This is a genomic window from Paenibacillus sp. FSL R10-2736, assembly GCF_038000245.1.
Taxonomy (GTDB): Bacteria; Bacillota; Bacilli; order Paenibacillales; family Paenibacillaceae; genus Paenibacillus_AQ; species Paenibacillus_AQ phytohabitans.
Genome location: NZ_JBBOBN010000001.1, coordinates 1,962,539 through 1,985,342, shown reverse-complemented (window position 1 = coordinate 1,985,342; position 22,804 = coordinate 1,962,539). Strand labels below are relative to the sequence as shown.

16 protein-coding genes are annotated in these 22,804 nt (G+C 51.7%); 7 read left to right on the top strand and 9 right to left on the bottom strand.

Annotated elements, in window-relative coordinates; all coding sequences use genetic code 11:
* The first annotated feature begins 103 nt into the window (after window positions 1-103).
* Complete coding sequence (locus tag NSQ73_RS08235; protein ID WP_340986084.1) at window positions 104-523, top strand: pyridoxamine 5'-phosphate oxidase family protein; 420 nt, start codon at window positions 104-106, stop codon at window positions 521-523.
* A gap of 110 nt (window positions 524-633) precedes the next feature.
* Window positions 634-1,413: a helix-turn-helix domain-containing protein gene (locus tag NSQ73_RS08230; RefSeq protein WP_340986083.1), complete on the top strand. Its 780-nt coding sequence runs from the start codon at window positions 634-636 to the stop codon at window positions 1,411-1,413.
* A 27-nt stretch (window positions 1,414-1,440) separates the two neighbouring features.
* Here the strand turns inward: NSQ73_RS08230 and NSQ73_RS08225 are convergent, their stop codons facing one another.
* From NSQ73_RS08225 to NSQ73_RS08205, 5 genes are all read right to left on the bottom strand, one after another.
* Window positions 1,441-2,778 (bottom strand): glycoside hydrolase family 30 protein, encoded by a 1,338-nt coding sequence (locus tag NSQ73_RS08225; protein ID WP_340986082.1) that lies wholly within the window; start codon window positions 2,776-2,778, stop codon window positions 1,441-1,443.
* A 70-nt stretch (window positions 2,779-2,848) separates the two neighbouring features.
* Complete coding sequence (locus NSQ73_RS08220; protein WP_340986081.1) at window positions 2,849-4,858, bottom strand: beta-galactosidase; 2,010 nt, start codon at window positions 4,856-4,858, stop codon at window positions 2,849-2,851.
* A 151-nt stretch (window positions 4,859-5,009) separates the two neighbouring features.
* Window positions 5,010-5,834, bottom strand: a complete 825-nt coding sequence (locus NSQ73_RS08215) for a carbohydrate ABC transporter permease (RefSeq protein WP_171718102.1) — start codon at window positions 5,832-5,834, stop codon at window positions 5,010-5,012.
* A gap of 12 nt (window positions 5,835-5,846) precedes the next feature.
* Window positions 5,847-6,737, bottom strand: coding sequence for a carbohydrate ABC transporter permease (locus tag NSQ73_RS08210; RefSeq protein ID WP_340986080.1), 891 nt, complete (start codon window positions 6,735-6,737; stop codon window positions 5,847-5,849).
* 78 nt (window positions 6,738-6,815) lie between these two features.
* Window positions 6,816-8,162, bottom strand: coding sequence for an ABC transporter substrate-binding protein (locus NSQ73_RS08205; RefSeq protein WP_340986079.1), 1,347 nt, complete (start codon window positions 8,160-8,162; stop codon window positions 6,816-6,818).
* Between the two features lie 287 nt (window positions 8,163-8,449).
* Here NSQ73_RS08205 and NSQ73_RS08200 point away from each other — a divergent pair, with 287 nt between their 5' ends.
* Together NSQ73_RS08200 and NSQ73_RS08195 are read left to right on the top strand one after the other, a co-directional pair.
* Entirely contained in the window at window positions 8,450-10,252 is a 1,803-nt protein-coding gene (locus tag NSQ73_RS08200; protein ID WP_340986078.1) for a sensor histidine kinase, read from the top strand.
* A 151-nt stretch (window positions 10,253-10,403) separates the two neighbouring features.
* Window positions 10,404-11,993 (top strand): response regulator transcription factor, encoded by a 1,590-nt coding sequence (locus NSQ73_RS08195; protein WP_340989234.1) that lies wholly within the window; start codon window positions 10,404-10,406, stop codon window positions 11,991-11,993.
* Between the two features lie 276 nt (window positions 11,994-12,269).
* Here the strand turns inward: NSQ73_RS08195 and NSQ73_RS08190 are convergent, their stop codons facing one another.
* Both NSQ73_RS08190 and NSQ73_RS08185 read right to left on the bottom strand, forming a co-directional pair.
* Entirely contained in the window at window positions 12,270-15,113 is a 2,844-nt protein-coding gene (locus tag NSQ73_RS08190; protein ID WP_340986077.1) for a glycosyl hydrolase 115 family protein, read from the bottom strand.
* A 130-nt stretch (window positions 15,114-15,243) separates the two neighbouring features.
* Window positions 15,244-15,759, bottom strand: a complete 516-nt coding sequence (locus NSQ73_RS08185; RefSeq protein WP_445669485.1) for a MarR family winged helix-turn-helix transcriptional regulator — start codon at window positions 15,757-15,759, stop codon at window positions 15,244-15,246.
* 115 nt (window positions 15,760-15,874) lie between these two features.
* Between NSQ73_RS08185 and NSQ73_RS08180 the strand changes: the two genes are divergently transcribed.
* Window positions 15,875-16,756, top strand: a complete 882-nt coding sequence (locus NSQ73_RS08180; protein ID WP_340986076.1) for an SDR family NAD(P)-dependent oxidoreductase — start codon at window positions 15,875-15,877, stop codon at window positions 16,754-16,756.
* Window positions 16,757-17,148: 392 nt separating this feature from the next.
* Window positions 17,149-17,571 (top strand): VOC family protein, encoded by a 423-nt coding sequence (locus tag NSQ73_RS08175; RefSeq protein ID WP_340986075.1) that lies wholly within the window; start codon window positions 17,149-17,151, stop codon window positions 17,569-17,571.
* A gap of 68 nt (window positions 17,572-17,639) precedes the next feature.
* Here the strand turns inward: NSQ73_RS08175 and NSQ73_RS08170 are convergent, their stop codons facing one another.
* Entirely contained in the window at window positions 17,640-19,538 is a 1,899-nt protein-coding gene (locus NSQ73_RS08170) for a DUF2264 domain-containing protein (RefSeq protein WP_340986074.1), read from the bottom strand.
* A 6-nt stretch (window positions 19,539-19,544) separates the two neighbouring features.
* Window positions 19,545-20,681, bottom strand: a complete 1,137-nt coding sequence (locus NSQ73_RS08165) for a glycosyl hydrolase (protein ID WP_340986073.1) — start codon at window positions 20,679-20,681, stop codon at window positions 19,545-19,547.
* A gap of 469 nt (window positions 20,682-21,150) precedes the next feature.
* Here NSQ73_RS08165 and NSQ73_RS08160 point away from each other — a divergent pair, with 469 nt between their 5' ends.
* Window positions 21,151-22,605, top strand: a complete 1,455-nt coding sequence (locus NSQ73_RS08160) for a transposase (RefSeq protein WP_340986072.1) — start codon at window positions 21,151-21,153, stop codon at window positions 22,603-22,605.
* Window positions 22,606-22,804 lie beyond the last annotated feature (199 nt).

Sequence of the window (22,804 nt, the reverse complement as noted above, 5' to 3'; positions counted from 1 at the left end):
GTTTACCACAACAACCATGACAGACTGCTGTCATAATTCCGTATGCTACTATCAGCTTAGGCCGCTAACCCGCGGTTCAATACATTAACAGAGGAGAATGAACATGGAATATGTACAAGGCTTCAAAGAAATTATGGAGGTCAGCGCACACCTGGCCCTAGCCACCTCAATGGATAATAAACCGAACGTGAGAGTGATGAGCCACTTCTACGATCAGGAGAAGGGCATTGTGTATGTTTCCACTATTAAGCAGTCCCCCAAAACCGCAGAGTTTGCTTCCAACGATAAAGTCGCCTTCACAACCTTCCCCGAACCCGCAGGCAGGCTGGTGCGCGTGACGGATGCTATCGTTAAGAAAAGCGGGCATACCGTATACGATTTGAAAACCGGCTTCACGAAAAACAATCCGGCCTTTGAAAGCACGCTGGAAAAAATGGGTCCGATGTTTGACGTATACGAGTTTCATTTTAATGAAGCAATTGTCACACTCGGGCCGATGAGAATGGAGAAGATCACGCTCTAAATAGAGTGATCTTAAGCATCCGGCTTACATCACTCTTAAGTTCAGCTTATAAAGATGGTAAGATAGGTTGGTGTTTATCAGCGCTTCAGCTGCAAGGAGGGAGGATCGTCATGGACATCCACAAATACGAGCACCTTGTGCCGGATGTCTTTCTGTTTGTGGACCGCAGATCATTTGCCGACTGGGAGATTATCAGCAGCACCATAGATTTCCATGATCTGTCGTTCATTGTGGAAGGCAAAGCGGATTACTTCATTAACGGGGAGAAATTCACTGTAGAAGCCGGGGATATGCTCTATGTCCCTTCCGGCAGTGTCCGGGAGGCCCATACCTTTGCCGAGGCACCCATGCATTCCTTTGCGTTCAATTTCTTCTGGACGGGGGCGGATAATCATGTGCACCTGCCGTTTGAGGCCGTAACCAAGCACCGGATGACCAAGGAAATCCTCGATGATATCAGGGAGTTCTCGCATAACTGGATGGGCGGCCAGCCTTTTTATAGAATGAAGGCACGGGCCATCTTCCAGCTGATTGTCTACCGCCTGCTTAATATTGCCCATCATCAGGAGACGCCGCTGCTTGATCCAAGAATCCACAAAGTCATGGCTTATATCATGGATCACTATGCGGAGGAGGTTACGATTACAGCTCTGGCGGAGTGGATCGGACTGAATCCCGTCTACCTGGGTAAGCTGTTCAAACAGAATACCGGCTCCACCTGCAAAGAATTCCTGAACAGGGTCAGGGTCAATAATGCCGAGATGATTCTGTCTGCGGGCGGGTTCAATGTGTCTGAGGTGGCGGAGCACTGCGGGTATCATGATGTGGCGTACTTCAGCAATGTGTTCAAAAGCATGAAGGGGTATCCGCCGTCAGCTGCTTTGAAATGACGGCGGATGGAGTCATGTTAGTCTATTTTACAGAATAATGGTATTAAAAGATTCCGCATCCAGCATCAGCTTATAATGCGTCTCATCGTTAGCCAAAAGAATCGTTCTTGCTTCCTTGAACGGATTCGCGATCACCAGCACCCGTCTGCCTTCCGGCGTGCCGAATGCCAGTGCATTGCCTGTCCATCTGCCCTTCAGTCCGATTCTGCGGGAGCCGGGGCCAATGAAATGAGCGAAATGCTTCATGACGTAGAACTCGGGATTATGCACGGCCTTCGGTTCATCCGGATCTACAGTAATCATGGAGTTCTGCTCCCATCCCCAGGTACTGCGCCCTTTCGGCTGAAGCACCATGTTCCAGTAGATATAGGCGTTCACGCCATTGGTGAAGTAATGCTGATACAGGTTAAACACATATTTGGCATAAAACCAGGTGTTCTCCCCGTCCCCGCACTCATTCTCCGTCTGCATGTAGCGCAGTTCAGGATAAGCCTGCACGGTGCGCTGAATACCATATTTGCCCGCCCACTGGTAGCCAACGCCTTGCACATATTTGTGTGCTTCAGGATCGCTTAACACCGTGTGCGCATAGGCATCGAATCCGCTATCCTTCTGCTTCATCCACTCATCCCATGGCTCCGGCGCATTAATCGTACCCAGCCAAATCTCTGTATCCAGGCCATGCTGTTCAAAAGCCGGTCCCAGATAGTCACGGATGAATTCACGCAATTGCTCACCGGTCCATACGCACGAAGGGAATTTCTGATCCGCTACGACTTCATTCTGCACATGAACCTGATGGATGGTGATGCCTTCCCCGGCATACGCCTGTACAAACTTCACAAAGTATAAAGCATACGCCTCCAGAATCTCCTTCTCCCAGCGCAGCGTGCCGTAATTATAAGCCCGGGGGAACTTCATCCAGGTTGGCGGACTCCAGGGCGAGGCGAATAATTTCAGCTCCGGATTCAGCTTCAGCGCCTCCCGGATGTACGGAATCAGATACTTGCGGTCCCGTTCGATGGAGAAATGCTCCATGGCGTAATCGCCGTCGGTTTCATTCAGGCTGTACCATTCAAGCGCATAGTCACTCGCCCCGATCGGCAGCCGGCAAATGCTGAACTTATGATCCCCTTCCGGATGGAAAAGCGAGTGCAGTACCGCGCTTCTGTCTTCTGCAGCCAGCAGGTTCAGCGCCTCGAACCCAAGCTCGTTGAAGCATCCTCCGAACCCTTCAATGTTCTGATGGATTTCTCCGGTGAACGCCAGATCCGCCGCGCCTTCTGCTGCTGCACTTTCCACGCTTCGGGACACCCAAGGCTCACTCTCTGTACTCGATACCCAGACTATATCTTTAACATCCATATTGCTGCCTCCTCATCCTATCTCCCTATGGGGAGGATCGTTACTTACTCCTCATAGTTAAAGCAATTTATTAACCTTCACTAATAATAAATACGCCCCAAGCCTCCAGCTTCAGCTCCTCAGCATGCGCTACGGGATTCCCGGATAGAAGCTCTTCTCCTGCTCCATACGGATACTGGAATGAAACAGACTCCGCCGAATAATTGTAGTAGTAGCGGATGGTACTGCCATGCCGGTTCACACCGGATTTCACGATTAACGGGAAGGACAGCTGCTGATCTTCGCCCCACAATCCGGCAACCTGGAGCGTATCCCGCAGGATTACCGCCAGGGCGGCAGGCTCTGTCATACATCCTATATAGGTAGCGGTACCATCACCGAAAGAGTTTCTGGTGACCGCCGCATATTCGCCCCACTGGGGATGATCATAGCTGGCGAGTACTTCTGCCGAGTCTGGAACAAGCATTTCCATCCAGGTTCTGACGGTATGAACGCCTGCTTCCGTTCCCTCCGGGAACAGCTTGCCGGTAAGTCCGGCAGAGGCATTAGGCGTGGCAAAATGGCTGTAAGCCACTCCGCAGGCCTCATGAATTACGCCCGGCTGCGCCGTATGCCGCACCTTCACCTGCTCATCGGTGAATCCGCTTTTGAAGGAATAAACGGCATGACCGCCGCTGCGCACATACTCATTCAGCCGTTGCAGCGCCTCGTCAGATACGGCATACAGGGCCGGCACGACTATCAGCTCATAATCGTTCAAGCGGGTGCTGGATGGCTGGATGAAATCGCAGGCGATATTCATTCTATACAATTCGTCATACATCCAGCGGACCACATCGTTATAAATTATTCCGCCGGGCAGCTTGAACCACTCGATCGCCGACAGCGCTTCATTGCTGACTATAACAGCCACTTTGCTGGTCTTCTTGAGCCCAATCAGCTGATCACTCAGCCGTTTGAAGTCAGCACCGATCGTCCGGGCTTCCTTATACACAGGATTAGGCAGGAAGTCATGACTAAGCAGCCCTTTCCAGTAGGTCTCGAACGAATTATGAATCGAATGCCAATGCCAGTAGGCAACCATGGAGGCACCCGAGCCTATATGACTGAAGGCTTGCAAACGCAGCTGCCCTGGATAAGGCGTCCACTCAGGAAAAGCCTGCGCCTGTGTCTCCAGGACAAAGTAGTTGTCCTGCTTCAGCGAACGGGTCATATCTCCCCCGAACGAAATCTCCGTACCGGTAAGGTTGTCCTGCGACGGATGATAGATATCTACACCGGCAATGTCGAACGGAGCGGCTGCGGCAAAGTGATCCACTGATGGCTGCACTCCAAACGAATGCCCTCTCCATTCAAAATCAAAATTATGTGTCGTGAACTGCCCCGGCTGCTTATACTCCCCGACAATTCCAATCTGCCACGCCAGAAATTCATTCACCAGCCCGCGCTGGAACCTGGCAAATTCCGCACCCAGACTGCCGTTAATCGTGCCAACCATCGACGGGAAGTCCTCCCAGCTGTCGATCCGGTTGCTCCAGTAATCCAGGCCGAACTGATGGTTGATCGCTTCAAGCGTTCCATAGGTTTCTCTCATGTATTTGACGAATCTGAGCTGGACATTCGGTCCGGCGGTCTCATAATGCTTGGTTTCATTATCAATCTGATAACCGATAACTGCCGGATGCTTATGGACCACGGCCATCAGTTTACGGATGATCCGTTCTGCGTAGAACAGATACACGGGATGGGTAATGTCCATAATCTGCCGCGCACCGTACTTCCCTTCACCTTGTGCCGTGACGGCCAGCACATCCGGATGCTCTTTGACCATCCATGCAGGAATAGCGTAAGTCGGCGTGCCCACAATGACATGAATTCCGGCAGCATGCATCGCATCCAGCACTCTTGTCACCGGACTGAAATTAAATACGCCGTTCTGGGGTTCATGGGTACTCCAGGTGGACTCGGCAATACGCACAGTATTGATTCCCGCTTCCTGCATCATCCGAATGTCTTCATCCAGACGGTCATAAGGCATGTATTCGTCATAATAAGCAACACCGTATAGCAAGTGATCCATTGTTGTCCTCCTAAAAGTTTTGTGAGCATCTACTTCCCTGTGATTGCTTCGTACAAAACTCGCTTCGAAAGCATACGCTTAAGTTTTGATAGCATAACCTTCCTAATTTGCTTCGTACAAAACTCGCTTCGGAAGCATACGCAGGGTGATATTAACCTTTTACAGCACCGGCAGTAACGCCCTTCGTAATCTGCTCATTAAAGATCGCATAGATGACAATCGCAGGGATGGAGGTCAGCACCATGACGGCAAACTGTGAGCCATAATCAGAGGAATACTGGCCGGCGAAATTCATGACCGAGAAAGGCAGCGTTTTCAGTGCATCCTTGCTGAGGAAGGTCGAAGCCATAATGAACTCATTCCAGCAGTTCAGGAAAGTCGTTACGACTACTGTTACCAGAGCAGGTGCGGTAAGCGGTGCGATGATCTGGAACACAATCCGGTAAATATTCGCCCCGTCCACAATCGCCGACTCTTCCAGCGCTTTGGGGATACTCCGCAGGAAACCGGTCAGGATGAACGTCCCCATAGGCACGGACACCGCAGTGTAGGGTAGAATCAGCCCCAGATAGGAATCGGTCAAGCCCAGCGCTTTGAAGATCGCGAAGTTGGGCAGCAGGGTGGCATGGATCGGAATCATAATCCCGAGCAGGATGATGGTGAAGAATACCGAACGGAACTTCCAGTCCATCCGTGTAAACGCATACCCTAACGTCAAGGATAGCACAACCGTTAATAGGATTGTAACCGTAGTAATGAACGCACTATTAATGAAATAGCGCAGGAATTTGCCGTCTACCCAGGCATTGATATAATTCTGCCACTGTGGTGCGCTTGGCCATTTCAGGATACTTGAAGAGTAGAATTCATTGCTGCTGAGGAATGAGAAATCCACCAGCCAGATTAACGGGAACAGTTGAACCAGGGCGACAACAAGGAAGAACACCCATAGTATGGTTTTAGTGCTTTTGGTCATGGTGTTTCCTCCTTAGAATTCCGTAGCATCACTGCGGGTAAGTTTGTTGCTGAGGTAGGTGGCCAGCAGACAGACGACGATGAAAAGAATCGAAATGGCATTGGCATAGCCGTATTGGCTGGCCGAGAATGCCTTGTTATAGAGATACACAGCCAGGAATTGGGTGGAATCGCCGGGGCCGCCGTTGGTGGTCAGGAACACGGTTTCCATCTGCTTCAAGGCGGTAATCATAGCCAGTGTGATCTGCACCGTAATGACCGGTGACAGCAGCGGAACGGTGATCCGCAGGTGCAGCTTGAAGCCCGAAGCTCCATCAAGGGAGGCGGCTTCATACATTTCATCCGGAATTCCTTTGAGGCCGGCATAATAGAACAGCAGTCCCCAGCCGAATCCGGCCCAGATTAGAATGAACAGCATCGTAACAAGTGCCGTACTGCTGTCCCCCAGCCAGGCATGCTTCAGGAACCCAAGGCCCAGTGTATCCAGCAGTTTGTTGAACGCACCGAAGGTAGGGTCGAGCAGCGACAGCCACATTTTGGAGATAACCACTACAGAGATTACGCAGGGAATGAAAAAGATCGTTCTGAACCACTTCTCCGCTTTCCCGCCCAGGCGGTCCAGCATAATGGCAAAGAAGATGGCAATCGGATGTTGAATGAAGATGAAGCCCAGGCCCAGCAGGACGGCATTTCTCAGCGCCAGCCAGAAACGTGTATCGTGAAACAGCAGCTCCGTATAGTTAGCGAACCCTATGAATGCAGACGGTGTGCCTGGTGCCAGGGTATCCCGGAACGAATAGTATGTGCTGAGCACAATCGGGACCAGAAAGGTTAGGGAGAATAAGAGAATTCCCGGGAAGACGAACAGGAAGATGGCCATTTTATTGTTGAATACTTTTTGCATGGAAGTCTCACTCCATCCTTAAGATTGGAGAAGGGCAAGAATGGTTCCTGCCCTGTCCCCTTTCACTCTCTATATTTGTTATTGGGATTCCGCTGCTTTCTGCAGGTCTGCGAGCAGCTCTTCAGGTGTCGATCCGCCGGCGAAGAACTTGCCAAACGCATTCTGCCCATCATCCTTAAACTTCGGAGTTCCGTAATCAAGTCCCAGTGAACCTGCAGTTGTGGTTGCTCCGGTAAGAACATCTGTCAGCTGTTTCTGCAGCCCGCTCTCCGTGCCGGTCAGCTCATACTTCTGGGCAGGAACAGCCGCGCCGGTATCCCAGACGGTTTTGGCCCATTGATCTGCTCTCATCAGATAATCAAAGAATTTCTTGGCTTCTTCCGGATGCTTCGAGCTGCTGACCAGTGAATAGCCGCCGCCGTTCCAGGCCAGAAGGTCTGTATCCTTGCCTTTGCCGCCATCCACTACCGGGAATTTCAGCACAGCCACATTATTGCGGAAGTCTTCGGACAGACTTTCATTCGTAGCCATTCCCGCTTCCCAGGAGCCCATGTACCACATTGCCGCTTTTCCCTGAGTGAATAAATTCTGGGATGCGCCGTAGTCTGCGGTCATGAATGATTCCTGGAACAGCTTGGCATCTCTTGCCTCACCCAGCAGCTTGGCCGCAGTGATGAAGCTCTCATCGGTTGTGAAGTTCTTCTTCTGCTCCACCGCGTCCAGCATCAGGCTCTGATCTCCGCTCACTCTAATGACCAGGTCCTGGAAGAAGGCTGCAAAGCTCCACAGGTCTTTACCGTTCACCGACATCGGCTCAATGCCTTTGTCACGGAATTGTTTGGCTGCATCCAGCAGCTCCGCATAGGTTGTTGGTACATTTACGCCATTGTCTGCAAATATTTTTTGGTTGTAGTAGATGACCTCATAGTCGCTGTTCCGGGGCAATCCGTACAATTTGTCATTGAAGGTGAAAGACTTATATACGCCCGGGAGGAAATTGTAGGTCTCCCCTTCGTACCCGGCGGGGTCCAGCTCTTTCACATAACCAGCCTGAACCAGTGTATTAAGCTCCGCTCCCCCGTGCACCATAGTGATGTCCAGCGCTTCATTTGAGGCCATATAGGCCTTTAATTTGTTCTTAAAAGGCTCTTCGGCCAGCGTTTCGAGTTCGATTTTCACATTAGGATTCTCTTTGGTATAGTTGTCAATCACCATTTGCTCGGCCAGACCCTGGCCCGATTTACGGTCCGGAAGGTTGGAGAATACGCGCAGTGTGACTTGTTCAGCAGCGGGATCTGCGGAGTTGCCGTTTGTACTGCCTGCACTCTCCTTCTGATCGTTGCCTCCGCATGCACTGAGTACCGAGACAGCTGCCAGCGCTGTAATCAGCAGCAGATTCCGTGTAGCTTTTGTATTCATAACCATTTAATCTCCCCCTAGTTGTTGTTGATTGTGCTCGCCTTCTTTGTTGTGACCACATCGTAACAGAGAACCTAATCCGGGGTCAGTAGAGAAAAAGAGAGTAAAGTTTAAAATTGTCGACTCCTCTTCCGGCACCCTTGTTTAAATGCAGCAATACGCATAAGATAAGTGGAAACGGCTTCGCCGTCCTTTTTAAGGGCGGTACCGTTTCAGCGAGAAAGATAAGGAATATTTAATGCGCGAAGCATATAAATTCTTATCTTTTAAAAAACAAAAAGGTTAGTGATCATGTGCTGCGTTTCTATCTAAATATGAATCTGCGATATAAGATAACGATTCTTATCTTCCTTCTGATCACCGCAGTAACTTTTGCTATAGGCGGATATTCGTATACCATCTCAAAAAAACAGATCATTAACAAAGTAAGCAACTCTAATCAGAGCGTGCTTAAGCAGATTGACAGCAATCTCTCCCGGATGCAGAAGACGATTGCCGACTGGGTTACGGTATTCAGCCTGGCTTCCGTTGTACAGGAGACGTTAAGAAGCAACACCCCCGACTCTGTCGAGATCGAGGATCAGTTCTATAACGGACCAACCGCGTCCATGATGAACCAGATGCTGGTAACCGGTAATTTCGATTATCTGGCGCTGTACGGCAGCCTGTCCGCACCCATGTTTCAGGTCGCAACCGATGACAGCAGCGGGGCCTACAGCCTGGACAAGATCACTCCGCACAATATTTATAAGGAATCCGTTGCCCTGAACGGCGCCTCCTACTGGTTCCCGCTGACGGAAGAGAATAATGTCTTCATTCAGAGCAACCGCAATGACAAGCTCGGCATGACCCGGATTATCCGCGATATTGTAAACGGAAACAGAATCGGCTTTGTATTTGTCGGCATTAATCTGGAGACGATCCGCAGAACCTATCTGACGGATCTCTATGATCAGGACCACGGCATTCTTATTCTGAATGAGAGCGGTAAGCAGCTCCTGGCCGCAGGTAAAGAAACGTATGACAAGAAGGCAGTAGACTTCGTGATGAAGCAGGCCGAAGCCGGCATTCTGTCCGGTTATACCATCGTGAACCTGCAAGGCGGAGATACGCTGCTGAACTATAATATCAATGCCAATGGCTGGATTACACTGTACAGTGTGCCGCTGAGTTCGTTGACCGAGGAGCTTAACTCGATTAAGTCGGCTGTGCTGATCATGATTCTGGCCAGTTTGCTCCTTAGTATACCCCTGCTGATGTTTTTCTCCTCATTCCTGACTGCACCGATCAAGACCCTTCTGCTGTCGATGCGCCGCTTCCAGAACGGTCAGTTCGAAGAGAAGGTTAACATTAAATATTGGGATGAGATCGGCCAGTTAAGCCGGGGTTACAACAACATGGTCGCCAATATTAAGGCGCTGGTAGACGATGCTTATCTGCTCAAGCTTAAAGAGCAGGAAGCGGAGCTCAAGGCGCTGCAGTCCCAGATTAACCCCCATTTTCTGTACAACATGCTGGATACAATTTTCTGGGAAGCCGAAGCTGCGGGGCAGGACAAGATCAGTGAGATGGTGATCAACCTCTCCAGATTATTCAGATTAAGTCTTAACCAGGGCAAGAGCTTCACAAGCGTAGCCAAGGAAAAGGAGCTTATCGAGCTCTATCTGTCGCTGCAGAAAATGAGATTTAAAGACTCTCTGGATTTCGTAATTGATATCCCTGAAGAGCTGCACCCCTATGTCATTCTGAAGCTCAGCCTGCAGCCTTTCATTGAGAACGCGCTGATTCATGGGATTGAACGTAAACGCGGCGGCGGCTGTGTGAGTATCAGCGGACAACGGACCGGAGATCAACTGATGTTCGTGATTGAAGATAACGGGGGCGGCATGAGCAGCGAGACCCTGCAGAAGATTCTCACCCTGCCGGATGAATCGGATATTTATACGGCGCGGGATACCGGAGGCTATGCAGTGCAGAATGTACAAGCCAGACTTAAGCATTTCTATAAAGGGGATTTCACACTGCATTACACTAGCGTCCCGGGAGAGGGTACACGCGTGGAGATCATAATTCCGGCTATCTTGAATGATATTTAGGCTGAATATAAGTGGAAACAGCTACGCCGTCCCTTAAAGGCGTTTCAGCGAGAAATAGAAGGATAAGTTATCATGCGAAGCATATAAATTCTTATATTTTAAGAACATAACAAGAAGCGCAGAGGACCGGAGGGATTATCACTTGTTTAATATGATTATCGTGGACGATGAAGAACGGGCCCGTGTCGGGATCAGGACCTTAATCGACTGGCAGGCGCACGGAATTACTATTGTTGCCGAAGCCAGAGACGGCCAGGAAGCGCTGGATATTCTGAGTATCCACCCTGTCGACATCATGCTGACGGATATCCGGATGCCGCAAATGGACGGTCTGGAGTTAATCTCCATTGTCTCCGGGAAGTATCCCCATATCAAATCGGTGATTATGAGCGGGTATGATGATTTCGCCTATGCCCAGCAGGCCATTAGAGTCGGAGCCAGCAACTATCTGCTGAAACCAAGCCGGAGACAGGAGATTCTTAATACAATACTGGACATCACCGAGCAGATTCAATCGGAGAAGCTGGAGATCAAATCGCTGGAGCATCTGCGGCAGGGCTTCCGGGAGAGTCTCCCCCTGTTGAAGGAGAAGACCTTAAGCCAGCTGGTTCTCACCGAGAGTCCTGCATATCCGCAGCTGCTGGCCAACCTGAAGATGAACAATCTAATATTTCCTTATCTGCTGTATGGCGTGATTCTGCTGCGGATTGATAATTTCCGGCAGCTGCAGCAGAAATATCTGCATGAGGATACGGAGCTATTGAAATACGGACTGAAGAATATTTGCGAGGAATCCCTTCCGGAGACGATAATATGTATCGCCTTTGAACATCAGGATGATATTGTCCTGATCCTTAATACGGATGAGCTGCTGGATCATGAGGAATTAAGCGGATATATCCGGATCATTCAGGATAATATACTGAGTTATCTCCGGTTCACGGTATCTGCCGGAATCGGAAGTATAGATAAGAATCTTCAGCATTTACGGCGTTCTTTTCTGGAGGCATCCCAGGCGCTGAATACGAGAAACTACACAGGCACCGGCAAAATCGTGGAGTTCAGCGGGGAATTTGATGATGAAGCCTCCCAATCCTCCTACCCTTTGCATGAGGAGCAGGAGGTCCTTAAGGCTGTCCGGAACGGCTCCCCCGAAGAAATTACCGGGAAGCTTACCCTGTTCAACGTGGCCCTGCAGCCCGAAACGGTATCCAGGGACCAGGTGATCAAGTCGAGCTTCGCCCTGTTCTTCGCGCTGTATAAATTATGCATTGAGAATAACGTCAACGTGAACAAGGTGTTCGGACAAAATCTGACCGAGCTGATCCAGGTTCTGTCCCGCTCCAGTCTGGATCATATCTTTCAGTCTCTGCTTGAGACTGCCCTTCTGGTCAGTGAGCATTTGACCTCCAAGAAGAACAGCAACAAACTGCTGGAAGCAGCCAAGCTCTATATCGGGCAAAATTACATGAAGGATATCAACCGCGAGATTGTCGCCCGGGAAATCTATATTACACCCGGTTATTTAAGCCTGCTGTTCAAGCAGCAGCTCAAAATCAGCTTCACCGATTACCTGCATAAGGTCCGCATCGAGCATGCATGTCTGCTATTCAAAGATCCCGGAATGCGGATCGAGGACATCGCTCTGCAGTCCGGGTATAATGATACGAAATATTTCTATCAGGTGTTCAAAAAGTATAAGGGGATTACTCCGAATCAGTTCCGCAGTAATGCGGAGTAACGTGGAGGATGCGGAGGAACGGAGAGTGATGAAGAGTGATGAAGAGTGATGAAGAGTTATGGGGAGTTTCGGTGAGTGACGCGGAGTTATGGAGAGTTATGGGGAGTTACGGGGAGTTACGGGGAGTTACGGTGAGTAACGTGGAGTGACGGTGAGTAACGCGGAGTAATGGAGAGTAACGTGGAGTGACGGGGAGTAAGGGTAGTGCGCATAGTGTTACGGGTTTCCGCCGCCATCTGCTTGACGATGGCGGCGGTCCCGGCAACCCGCCGGAAGTCAGCTATGATAGCTCTCCACCGGCCCCAGATAGGAATACGGCAGCGGTCCGGCAGACAATACCAGCTTCTGCAGGACAAGTCCGGCATCCAGTCCGTAAAAGCGCAGCGTATGCTGTCCCTTGGCCAGTACATGACGAGTAACCTGCGTATGAATATTGTCCATCACCGCACGGCACCACGGCTCATTGTCATGGTTGCCGCCTTCATAACCCGGAGGCAGCGCATCTGCGGTGACCGGCGGTTCTCCGTCGAATCCGGCGGCATACTTCAGGCCGCGGACTGGAGACAACTGGTTAGTCGGCGCAATATAGGCGGTCAGGCTGTATTCCCCGTCCTGATGGACGAGCAGCCGGTACTCCAGATAAGGCGTTTCCTCCGGCTGATCAAAGGAGCTGCCGGCGGGGAACATTTTGACCGAAGACAAGGTCCGTCCGTAGTTGTTAATAGTCTTCCACTCGGCTCCGGATTTCGCCACGCGGTTTAGAGTATGCTCCGCTTCGATAGAAACGGTATTTTGCGTCTCGATGAAGGTCATCGGCGGCACATTAGTAATGTCAGTCCACTCCACTGCTACTTGAACGGTTACGATTGTACCGGCACCTGAAAGGGTAATATGGCCCGAAGCCGCCCCCTGCACCTTCTCCCAATCTACTGAAACCCGGATCGCCGCTCCAGTATCCACCCAGCCTTGGGTCCGGTCCAGCCTGATCCATTCCGCACTTCTGACTGCCTTATATTCGAACCCGGCTCCGCCGCTGCTGACCGTAATCTCATAAGTCTCCTGCTGAAGATTCGTAAACGGAGTGAGACCCGCTGTCCCTGCTGTGTAACCCTGCTCCGTTCCCTCTACACCAACAATCATGATGGCTTCCTTGGCAGGGGTCACTCTGCTGACCTCCGGATAACTCCAGCCGTCCGCGTTCCAGTTCACATAGCCGACATGCGGGGAGCTCATCATGCCCTGCCATTTGCCGTCCGAGATGCCGGTATTGTAGTGCTGCTCCAGCTGCTTATCCCGCTCAATAGACTCCAGTACCAGATCGGCATAGGTATTGGCAAGTACACTGCCGCGTCCGGCATGCAGCCTGTTCAGTCCGGCGTAGATCTGCATCTTGACCACGTTCGCCGAGGCCACTGCCGGATAATAGACCAGCTGGTAATAGGCATCCTTGAGCGCCGCTGGGAGCTCAGACTCATACCTGGCTGCCGCCTGCTCCAGGCTGAGCGCTTGTTCCAGCACTCTTTGCGCCTCTTGATGATGCAGCAGGCTGAAGGTGCCCGCTCTGATAATTTCCGGCTTGCGCCGCCCGTTCATCCGGGTGTAATCCGCTAACACCTGCGCAATTCCGTCAACCGTCCCAGGTGTAAGGTCTGATCCAAACTGTTGCTCCCCCCAACGCCGGGTGTACTCTTCTGTCTGGTTAATCGCTCCGGTTCCCCAGGCTTCAAAGTCATAGGCTAAATCCATGAAGTAGGATAGCGGCAGCTCCATCGGCTTCAGGTCGCCGGCATTTACCACCCAAATATCGCGGATGCCGTAATCGAACGCCATGGTCATCTGCTCCCAGACCTTCTCCAGCGGAGTCACATTCACCCACTCGTAGGAATGCGGGCCTCCGTGGTAGTCAAAATGGTAGTAAATTCCCCAGCCGGCCTCCCGCTGCTGCTCATGTTTTTCCGGGATTTTGCGGAGATTGCCGAAGTTGTCATCTGAGAGCAGAATCGTCACATCCTGCAGCACCTCCCAGTCCTTCAGTCCTTCTGCTTCCGCCGTACCGTACCAGTACTTCTCGACCTCCTTGTATACAGCCAGAACCTGAGGCATATGCTCCAGATTGTATTTCTTCAGCAGGGCCTTCTGGGTAAGGATAATCTGCTTCAGCAGCTCAATATTCTCCTGGTCTGAGCCTTCGAGGGCAGAGTCACTCTCTCCGCGCATGCCGAGTGTAACCAGATTATCATAGTGTCTGTTGCGCTTAATTCCGTCTTCCCAGAAGGCGGTAATCGCCTGCGGGTTGCGGGCGAAATCCCACAGATTGCTTGTCCCGTACTGCGCGTACACCTTCTGCCATTCGCTGCCGGCCCTGAACAACGGCTCATGATGCGACGTTCCCATAACAATGCCGTATTCATCGGCATGAACCGCATTGGCAATCGGACTGCTTGTACCATTCAGACTGAATTCTGCACTCCACATCGCCGGCCACAGAAAGTTCCCCTTCAGTCTCAGGATCAGCTCGAACACATTGTCGTAGAAATCCTCATTGAAATCGCCAAAAGCATGCGTGACCCAGGAGCCGAGCGACGGCCAGTCATCATTCAGGAAGAACCCCCTGTATTTAACGGAAGGCTCTCTGGAGCTGCGATTCAGTCTGCTTGCAGGAATGGACAGTGTGGTGTTCTGCTCCGGAACCACATCGGCAAAATACACCCACGGGCTGACCCCGATCAGCTCAGAAATGGAGTAGATGCCATAGATTGTCCCGCGTTTATCGCTGCCCGCAATGACAAGCGCCCGGTCCACGCCAGGCAGTGGAGCCTCAACCAGCTGCAGCCGGTAGCATTCCCGCTTGCCTTGAATCGACGTGACGTCGAGGATACCTTCTGCAATCAGCCTGTCGATCAGCTCATTTCCGCCTATGGGACCGGCGATGACGACGGTTCCTGAGAGCTGTTCTTTTCGTGTCAGAATCACAGGTGTTATCCCGCTCACCAGCTCGATATCCGCGCCGAAAGACTCCGCCACCCGGCGCAGTCCGTTATAATCAGTCCCCTTCGGGTCCAAGTAAATTTGAACCGCCCGGTCTGGCGCGGCAAGTATAAAGTCCTCATTCGATTTCATGAATAGCTTCCTCCCGGATTGTCCGATTTCGTATGCCTACGCACATTATATCGGGAAAACGGTTACAGGCTCCATGGTCTAACTAGCTAGTTTTTGTAATTAGTAAAGGAGGCGTCTAGCCGGCACCTGCCTATAGCCCGTTGAACTGCTTGAGCATATGAACGAACTGATGAAGCTCGTCATCATTCCATGCCGCAGTCCGCCCGAAGAACACGGAACCCTTCTCGTTCAGGGCAGCTATTGTCTGCTGCTGTCCACGCTCCGTAAGTGAGAGAAGGATAGCCCGGCCGTCATCAGGTGAGGATTCTCTGCTCACATAACCCAGAGACTCCAGCTGTTTGATCAGACGGCTGACCGCGCTGCGGTCCATAGCCGTTGCTTCCGCAATGGCGGCAGCACTTGCCGGCCCATAGGAATAGAGCCAGCGGACAATATGGAAGGCGGCCGGCTGCAACGAGGAATCGAACCGCGCGGCGGCTTTGACATTCAGCGCATGGGCTGCGCTGATCAGTGCGTTAAGCTGCTCTCCCAGCTCCAGCTCCAGCTGTTCTCTCGAGTCAAGCCTTGATTGATCAATGTTTATTGGGTCATTGTTTACTTGGTGATTATTGTTTACTTCGTTATCGTATATTGGGTTCTGCTTCATATTCATTCACCTGTCCTTAATTCAGAGATAACTGCCACCAATATGGTTGACATATATCCATCATATAATTATAGTGGACATATATCAATTATACATTACTTAAAGGAGAATAACCATGCCTAAACAACCAACCGTTGTCATCACCGGAGCCACTAGCGGACTGGGACAGCTTGTAGCCATCCATTTGGCGGAAAGAGGCTATGCGCTTGTCCTGACTGCCCGCAGTGAAGAACGTGCTGCGGCTACCAGAACCATCATCGAGGCCCGTCAGCCTGCTGCAAATATCCGTTTTGTCTATGGAGACCTGTCGCTGATGCAGGATGTGAACCGGGTTGGCGCTGAAATTGCTGCCGCCTGCCCTTCCATCGATGTGCTTTTGAACAATGCAGGAATCCACGCCTTCGAGCCCCGCACCACTGCCGAAGGTTTGCCGGAGATGATGGCTGTGAACTATCTGGCACCATGGCTGCTGACGCATAGACTGGAGACTTCACTGCGCAATGCAGGCCAGGCCAGAGTAGTCAACGTAGCCTCTGAGGCATCGCGCCGTCATGGTGTACTCCGCCTGCCCGGGGACCTAACGGATACTGCTGCTTTTACTGCCCGGGGCTCCTCTCCTGTCTACGGCAAAACCAAACTGCTAAACATCATGTTCACGGCAGAACTGGCCCGGCAATGGGCAGGCAGCGGAATAACCGTCAATGCCCTGAATCCGGGCTTCAATGTAACCGGACTGGGACGCGAGCTGCGGTTCGCTTCTGTGATCGAGCGGATCCTGAAGATTATCCGGCTCGGTGATCCGCGAAGAGGGGCAGAAATTATCACCCGGTTAATCGTGGACCCGTTTTATGGGACAGTAACCGGAGGTTATTTTAACGTGGGCACAGGAAAGTCCATTGTACCGGTATCTCCCGGAGGAGATGAAGCGATGCAGCGCAGGTTGTGGGCGGATACACGGGAGCTGCTGGGGGAGATACTGGGACAGTATCAGATCTAAAGAAGTGAGTTCATTCAACAATGCAGCATCGAATGTATTCAGTTCCAAATGGAAACTCAGCGATAGTTGTATAATGTACAATTAAAGACAGCGAAAAGGAACGCTTTCATCCTTTAACTGTAATCAGTACAACTAAATCTGCCCGAATCGGAGAAACCATCTACAAATAGCAATTTAATTGCACGAAATACAACTAAACGGATAATCGGTTGTAAATCATATGATTTAGTTGTACAAAGTGCACTTAAGCCTAACTCATATTCTTTAATCGGGTCACTGCAACCCCTCAGCACACGATTGGCCAAAGTGGTTTTCACCAGTTATTATCGGTACTATTGAATAATATAAGTTCACACAAGATGATCTATTACTTGAATTGGAGGGTCTAAGAAATGATTCAGTCTATTATACACATCGCTTTGGTTGTAAAAGATTACGATGAAGCGATAGAATTTTATACAAAAAAGCTGCACTTCACATTAGTTGAGGATACATTTCAGCCAGAGCAAGATAAACGGTGGGTAGTGGTTGCACCTCCCGGCTCTGCCGGTACGACAATTTTACTTGCCAGAGCTTCGAAATCTGAACAAGAGCAGTTTATTGGCAATCAGACAGGCGGGCGGGTATTTCTATTTCTGAACACTGACGACTTTTGGAGAGATTATAAGGAAATGGTCACTGAAGGCATCGAATTTGTTAGAGAACCTAAAGAACAACCCTACGGAATGGTTGCTGTGTTCAAGGACTTGTATGGAAACTTATGGGACTTGCTGCAGATGAACGAAGATCACCCGATTTCCAGAAGAGTTAGATGAGGTCATATGAGATGCATATAATCAAAAACGGCCGCACCCTCACAATCAAGTGAAGATGCAGCCTTTTTCTATTGTATCGGGATAAAAATTTCCGTTCCGCCCGTAGTTTGAACCGTGATGCCATCCTCAGCAAAAGAAACCTGCAGCAAGGCCTCGGGAGATTGCTCCAGAATATTACCGGCCCCGTTCACCTGCTGTGCTGAAGAATCAGCCGAAGGATCACCGTAGACGGCCGAAGCCAGCCAGTGAATTCCGGGCACAAGCGTAGCCGTCAATGTTGGCAGTACCGTCCGGGGACGCAGCAGGTTCGTGTTTGCATTGGGCCAGATGAGCTCCGCCTTCCCGTAACCCATCAGTCCCTTGATTCCGCTGGTTCCCCAAGCTGTAGATACTGCTGTGCATGAGTTGTCGGTCTGCTGCGCAAGCTCCGTTTCCTGGCCCAGGGCGAACCCGCCTTCAGCGGCGTCTAGTGCCCGGCCTGTCTCGATCCGGTGAACCCGGATATGCCACGGCAGTCCCGCTACAACCCATGTTCTGACCTCCACATTGGCCCAAGGCTTCCAGACAGACCGCAGAACATTGTCCGTAATCTCGGATTCCACATTCCGGCGCCGTACGCGGTACAGATTGTCCCCGCCTTCGCTGAGCGCAAGCATAGAATCGAACGCTCCCTGCGACAGTCCCCACTCGGAACGGGGCACGCTGAACCCGAAGCCTGTGGAATAGACGAATTTCTCGTATTTGGCCGAGGTATGGGTATGCTCATTCGTGTACAGGTGGCCGCTGTTGAACGCCGCCACATGACCGGAGGCCGGCTCGCGGACCAGGACAAGATGTGCAGGCTTCTGAACCATCACTGCCGGAATTTCCGGCAGCGGCAGCTCCTCTTCACTCCAGAACGGGTGCTCCGCACCAAGAGCGAGCGGCAAGAAAGTCTTCAGCGCCCAGTAGGGTGAGCCGGGTGCATTATAATTCTCCGCCATGACCAGATTCGGATACAAATATCCAATGGTCAATACGCCAGCCGCATCAAAGATCGGCTGGCTGAACCACCAGCGCAGATTGCGCAGAACGATGCCTTTCATCACACCGGCAGGGAGGCCTTCAACATCCGCATAAGCCAAGGCACTCCAGAATGCCGATTGGGCGAAGCGGTAAGCCAGGCTGCGCCCGTAAGGAAGCGCGGAGCCGTCCGGGGCGAACCAGCCCAGGAATTCAGCGGCGAACAGCCGGGCGCGTTCTTTGAACAACCGGGAACGCTCTGGGTCCTCCTGCTCCATCAGCTTGGCATACAGCAGCGAATAATAGTGAAGCGCAAAAGGCCCATAATAATCGCTGTGCCCGTCAACACCGTCACTGTACCAGCCCTCACCCAGGTAGAAAGCATCCATCCGCTGCAGATTGTTCTCCAGTTGCACTGCATCATACGGACGGCCGATGGTGCGGAACCCGGCATTCACCAGCACATTGAAGAATAGCCAGTTGCAGTCATAACAAGGATGGGAGTTGATCTGATTCAGCCAGTTGTACAGGCGATCCTGCTCCTGTGGAGCAAGCGGTGCCCAGATCTGCTCCGGAACCGCAGCAAGCGCGAAGCCGAAGGCCGCCATCTCGACCAGACGCTGGTCGTAATCCCGTACATCTCCCCAATATTCTTCGTGAGCAGGGTCGGTGCCATGCCGGATGCCCTCCAGCACGATGTCCCGGATTTCGCTGCTCCCGCCTCCGGCGAGCAAGGGGACCAGTCCCCATAATACCCGGGAAAAGCCCTCCATCCCGGCAGTTGCTGCCGGATAGCTCGCTCCGGTTCTGCCGATTTCAAGTCTTGCTCCGCCTTTGCTGTAGAGCGGACGCAACGGACCCGTAAGCTGTTCAAGAGCGGTCACCAAGTCCGCCCGCGTCTTCAGCGGATTATCTGCAATCCGCGAGGATAATATTTCTGATGCTGCTCTCCCGTTAGTCATCATATCCCCCTACTCCCAGTAGAACGGGCCGGCTTCTTTGATCCGCGCCAGCGCTTCAACATAGAAGAAATCACCGTAGATCAGAGGAACATCGATATTCCGGTTCTCCGGGTAGTTGCTTGTACCGTGAAGCAGCAGCCCTTCTTCCTCCGCATTATCCCAGGTCCCATAATTCCGGTAGAGGGATTCCGTAATTCTAAGCGCTCCGTTCCGGTAGACATGCGCCTCCGATTCATCCACCTGGCTCGCCAGCAGCAGCAAGCCGCTCGCCGCGCAGGAACCGGCGGAGCTGTCACGAATCTCTCCGATCTCACCGGGAGCACGGAAATCCCAATGCGGAACCTGATCCTCCGGCAGACGCGTCAGGAAGAAATGTGCAACCTGCTTGGATGCATCAAGGTAGCTCTGCTTGCCGGTATGATGATAGGCCAGCGACAACCCGTAAAGTGCCCAAGCCGCGCCGCGCGACCAGGCCGACTCCGTTGCGTAACCCTGTCCGCCGCGCTTCTCTACCACTTCGCCCGTTTCCGGGTTGAAATTGACAATGTGATAGACAGAGCCGTCCGGCCGGATGAAATGCTCCAGTACCGTATCCATATGGGCCTCGGCGATATGCCGGTAACGCGGGTCTCCGGTTACTTCAGAAGCCCAGAAGAGCAGGCTGGTATTCATGCTGCAGTCGATAATAGCGACCCCGCTGTTGTCCTCGCCTTCTCTCCATGGATTCCAGGCGCGGATATAGCGGCCTTTGAGGTTGAAGCGGGCGGCCAGATAGTTGGCAGCCTTAAGCGCCCGGACCCGTGATTCCTCTGCGCCCGTGAGCTTGAAATTGGCTACGCTGGTCAGCAGCCACATGAACCCTAAGTCATGGTCCAGCTTCACATACCCATCCAGCACCTCGTCCAGCCGCTGCTCGCAGCGTTCGGCAATCGCCTTCAGGCTCTCGTCCCCGCTCCCGGCATAGAGCTGCCAGAGCATGCCCGGCCAGAAGCCGGCTGTCCACCAGCTCGGTGTCTCCAGTACGTACTTGCCGCCTTGGCTGGCATGGGGGAATTCCGCGCCGATTCTCAAGCTGTTTGCTCGCGTTTTTTCCAGTGCCTTGCTCCAAGCCTCATCTACCCATGCCTGCTGTATTGTTCCACTCATCTGAATCCCGCCTTTGTTTGAATGATAAGTTCTGATCTATATAAGCTGAACGAAAGATTTCTACGTAAAATTAGCTTTAAATGCGGTAAGTGTGGGGATTCCGGGCGGCGTGCGCGGCAGCTTCCCGGCAGCGTGCGCAGCAGCTTTCCCGGCGGCGTGCGCGGCAGCTTTCCCGGCGGCGTGCCCGGCAGCTTTCCCGGCGGCGTGCGCGGCAGCTTTCCCGGGGATGCTATCGCCGCAGAAGTTCCGGGTTTCTCCGCTCTGTTGTTAAATCCTGCATAAAATACAACATTCCCCTCCATAAACCGGCTCAAATCCAAAATTGTTGTACAAAAGAGACAATTTCATAATTCCAAACCCTTGCTGGGAGCGGTTTTTTTGAGCATAGAAAAAGGAGTACCTCCCCAAATTCTCGAAGATATAGGTGACGAAACCAACACCCGAGAATGAAAAGAGGTAATCCCTATCTATGTCTATTCGACAAGAAGAGCTGTTTTCCTTTGAGGAATTGCTCCTGATGCACCCAGAAGATAAATATAGTCAAATCTTTGAACACTTAAATCTGGCACCGGTCTTGTTGGCACTGGGGAAAAAGAACCATCGCGGACGGCCGGAAAAACTAAACGTACCTGCCATGATCTACTCGCTGCTTATCGCAAAAATGGAGAACATTGAGTTTGTCTCTGCATTGACCCGCCGACTGACCCATAGCAACGAATTTCGAGTACAGTGCCGGTTTAGTGGCTCCGACAATATTCCAAGCCAAGCCTCGTATTCCCGTTTGATTCATGCGCTGGAGCAAACGGGGATGCTTGAAAAACTTCAGGATACCTTGGTGACGTCTGCCCTAGAAGAAGGCTTTGTGACCGGCACACATATTGCCGTGGATTCCTCCATGGTCGAGGCTTGGGATTGCCAATTTAGCGAATCGGCCTCCAAGCGCCGTGCGGCTCGCCGGGGGCAAAAGCCAAGCGAGGCTCCAGGAGCCGAGCAACTTCAGTTCGAACTTCCCGAGCCTGAGCCTAAGGCTGAGAACGAGCCGCCAAAGAAACCCGTGTACACGAAGCGTGGACGGCCGTCTAATGCTGAAAAGGAACGCCGACGTCAAGAACTGGAAGCCTATGAACAAAGTCTTGGACCGTTTCAGAAAACCATTGAAGCGATGTTGCCCTACACGTATGACGAACTGTTGGCTGCGTTGCCCCGGCATGCCGCGCGTTGTGACAAGAAAAATACGAAGGGCCGAATGACCAGTTACTACGGGTTCAAGGCGAATTTGCTCGTCGATACGGACTGCCAGTATATCCTGAGTGGCCTCTGGAGCTCAGCGAATCCGAATGACCAGCGCATGGCCGTCATCCTTCTCAAAGGCCTGCTCCTGAAGTTTCCTATGCTGAAGGTAAAGCATATTTTGGGCGACAAAGGATACGACTGCGCGGCCATCTACCAGCTGATTCATTCGTTAGGCGCCTATCCGGCGATTCCCATGATTCACCACAAAGATCCGCCCGAGGGAATGAACCTGGATTACACTCCGGTATGCTCACAAGGGCACGCCTACCGTTACGACAGTTTTGATGCCAAGTACGAAACGCTGAAGTATACCCGGCCGAGCGAGTGCAAAGGCTGTCCGCTTTCCGGTTCCGGCTGTCAAAAGGTATTTAAAATCCGCATACAAACGGATTTACGTAAGCATACCTATCCCGCAAGAGGGAGCGAAAGCTTTACAGAGCTTTACAAAAAGCGTACGGCAGTGGAGCGTGTTTTTGCCTATCTCAAAGAGTATTTTGGAATGAAACGCACACGTCACCGCGGCGTCCGGGCAAGTGTCGATTTCCAGCTCAGTACGCTAGCTTACAATCTGAGTAAATTTGCGTTAGACAAGTTGAACCAGCAGTTGAGAAACTCCCAGCAAGTGGCCTAATTTTTAAAAAACGACCTTGGATTTTGGCCAAGTCTTGCTATTCAGCCAACTGAATTATGAAATTGACTCCAAAAGGCAACATTTCTTCTCATCCAGGCCGTTTAATGAAGAAATTGTTGTATTTCATACAACAATCCTCCTACACATCCCGATATAGCAGCACCTAAGTTGTATTTCATACAACATTTCGCCGGATTCC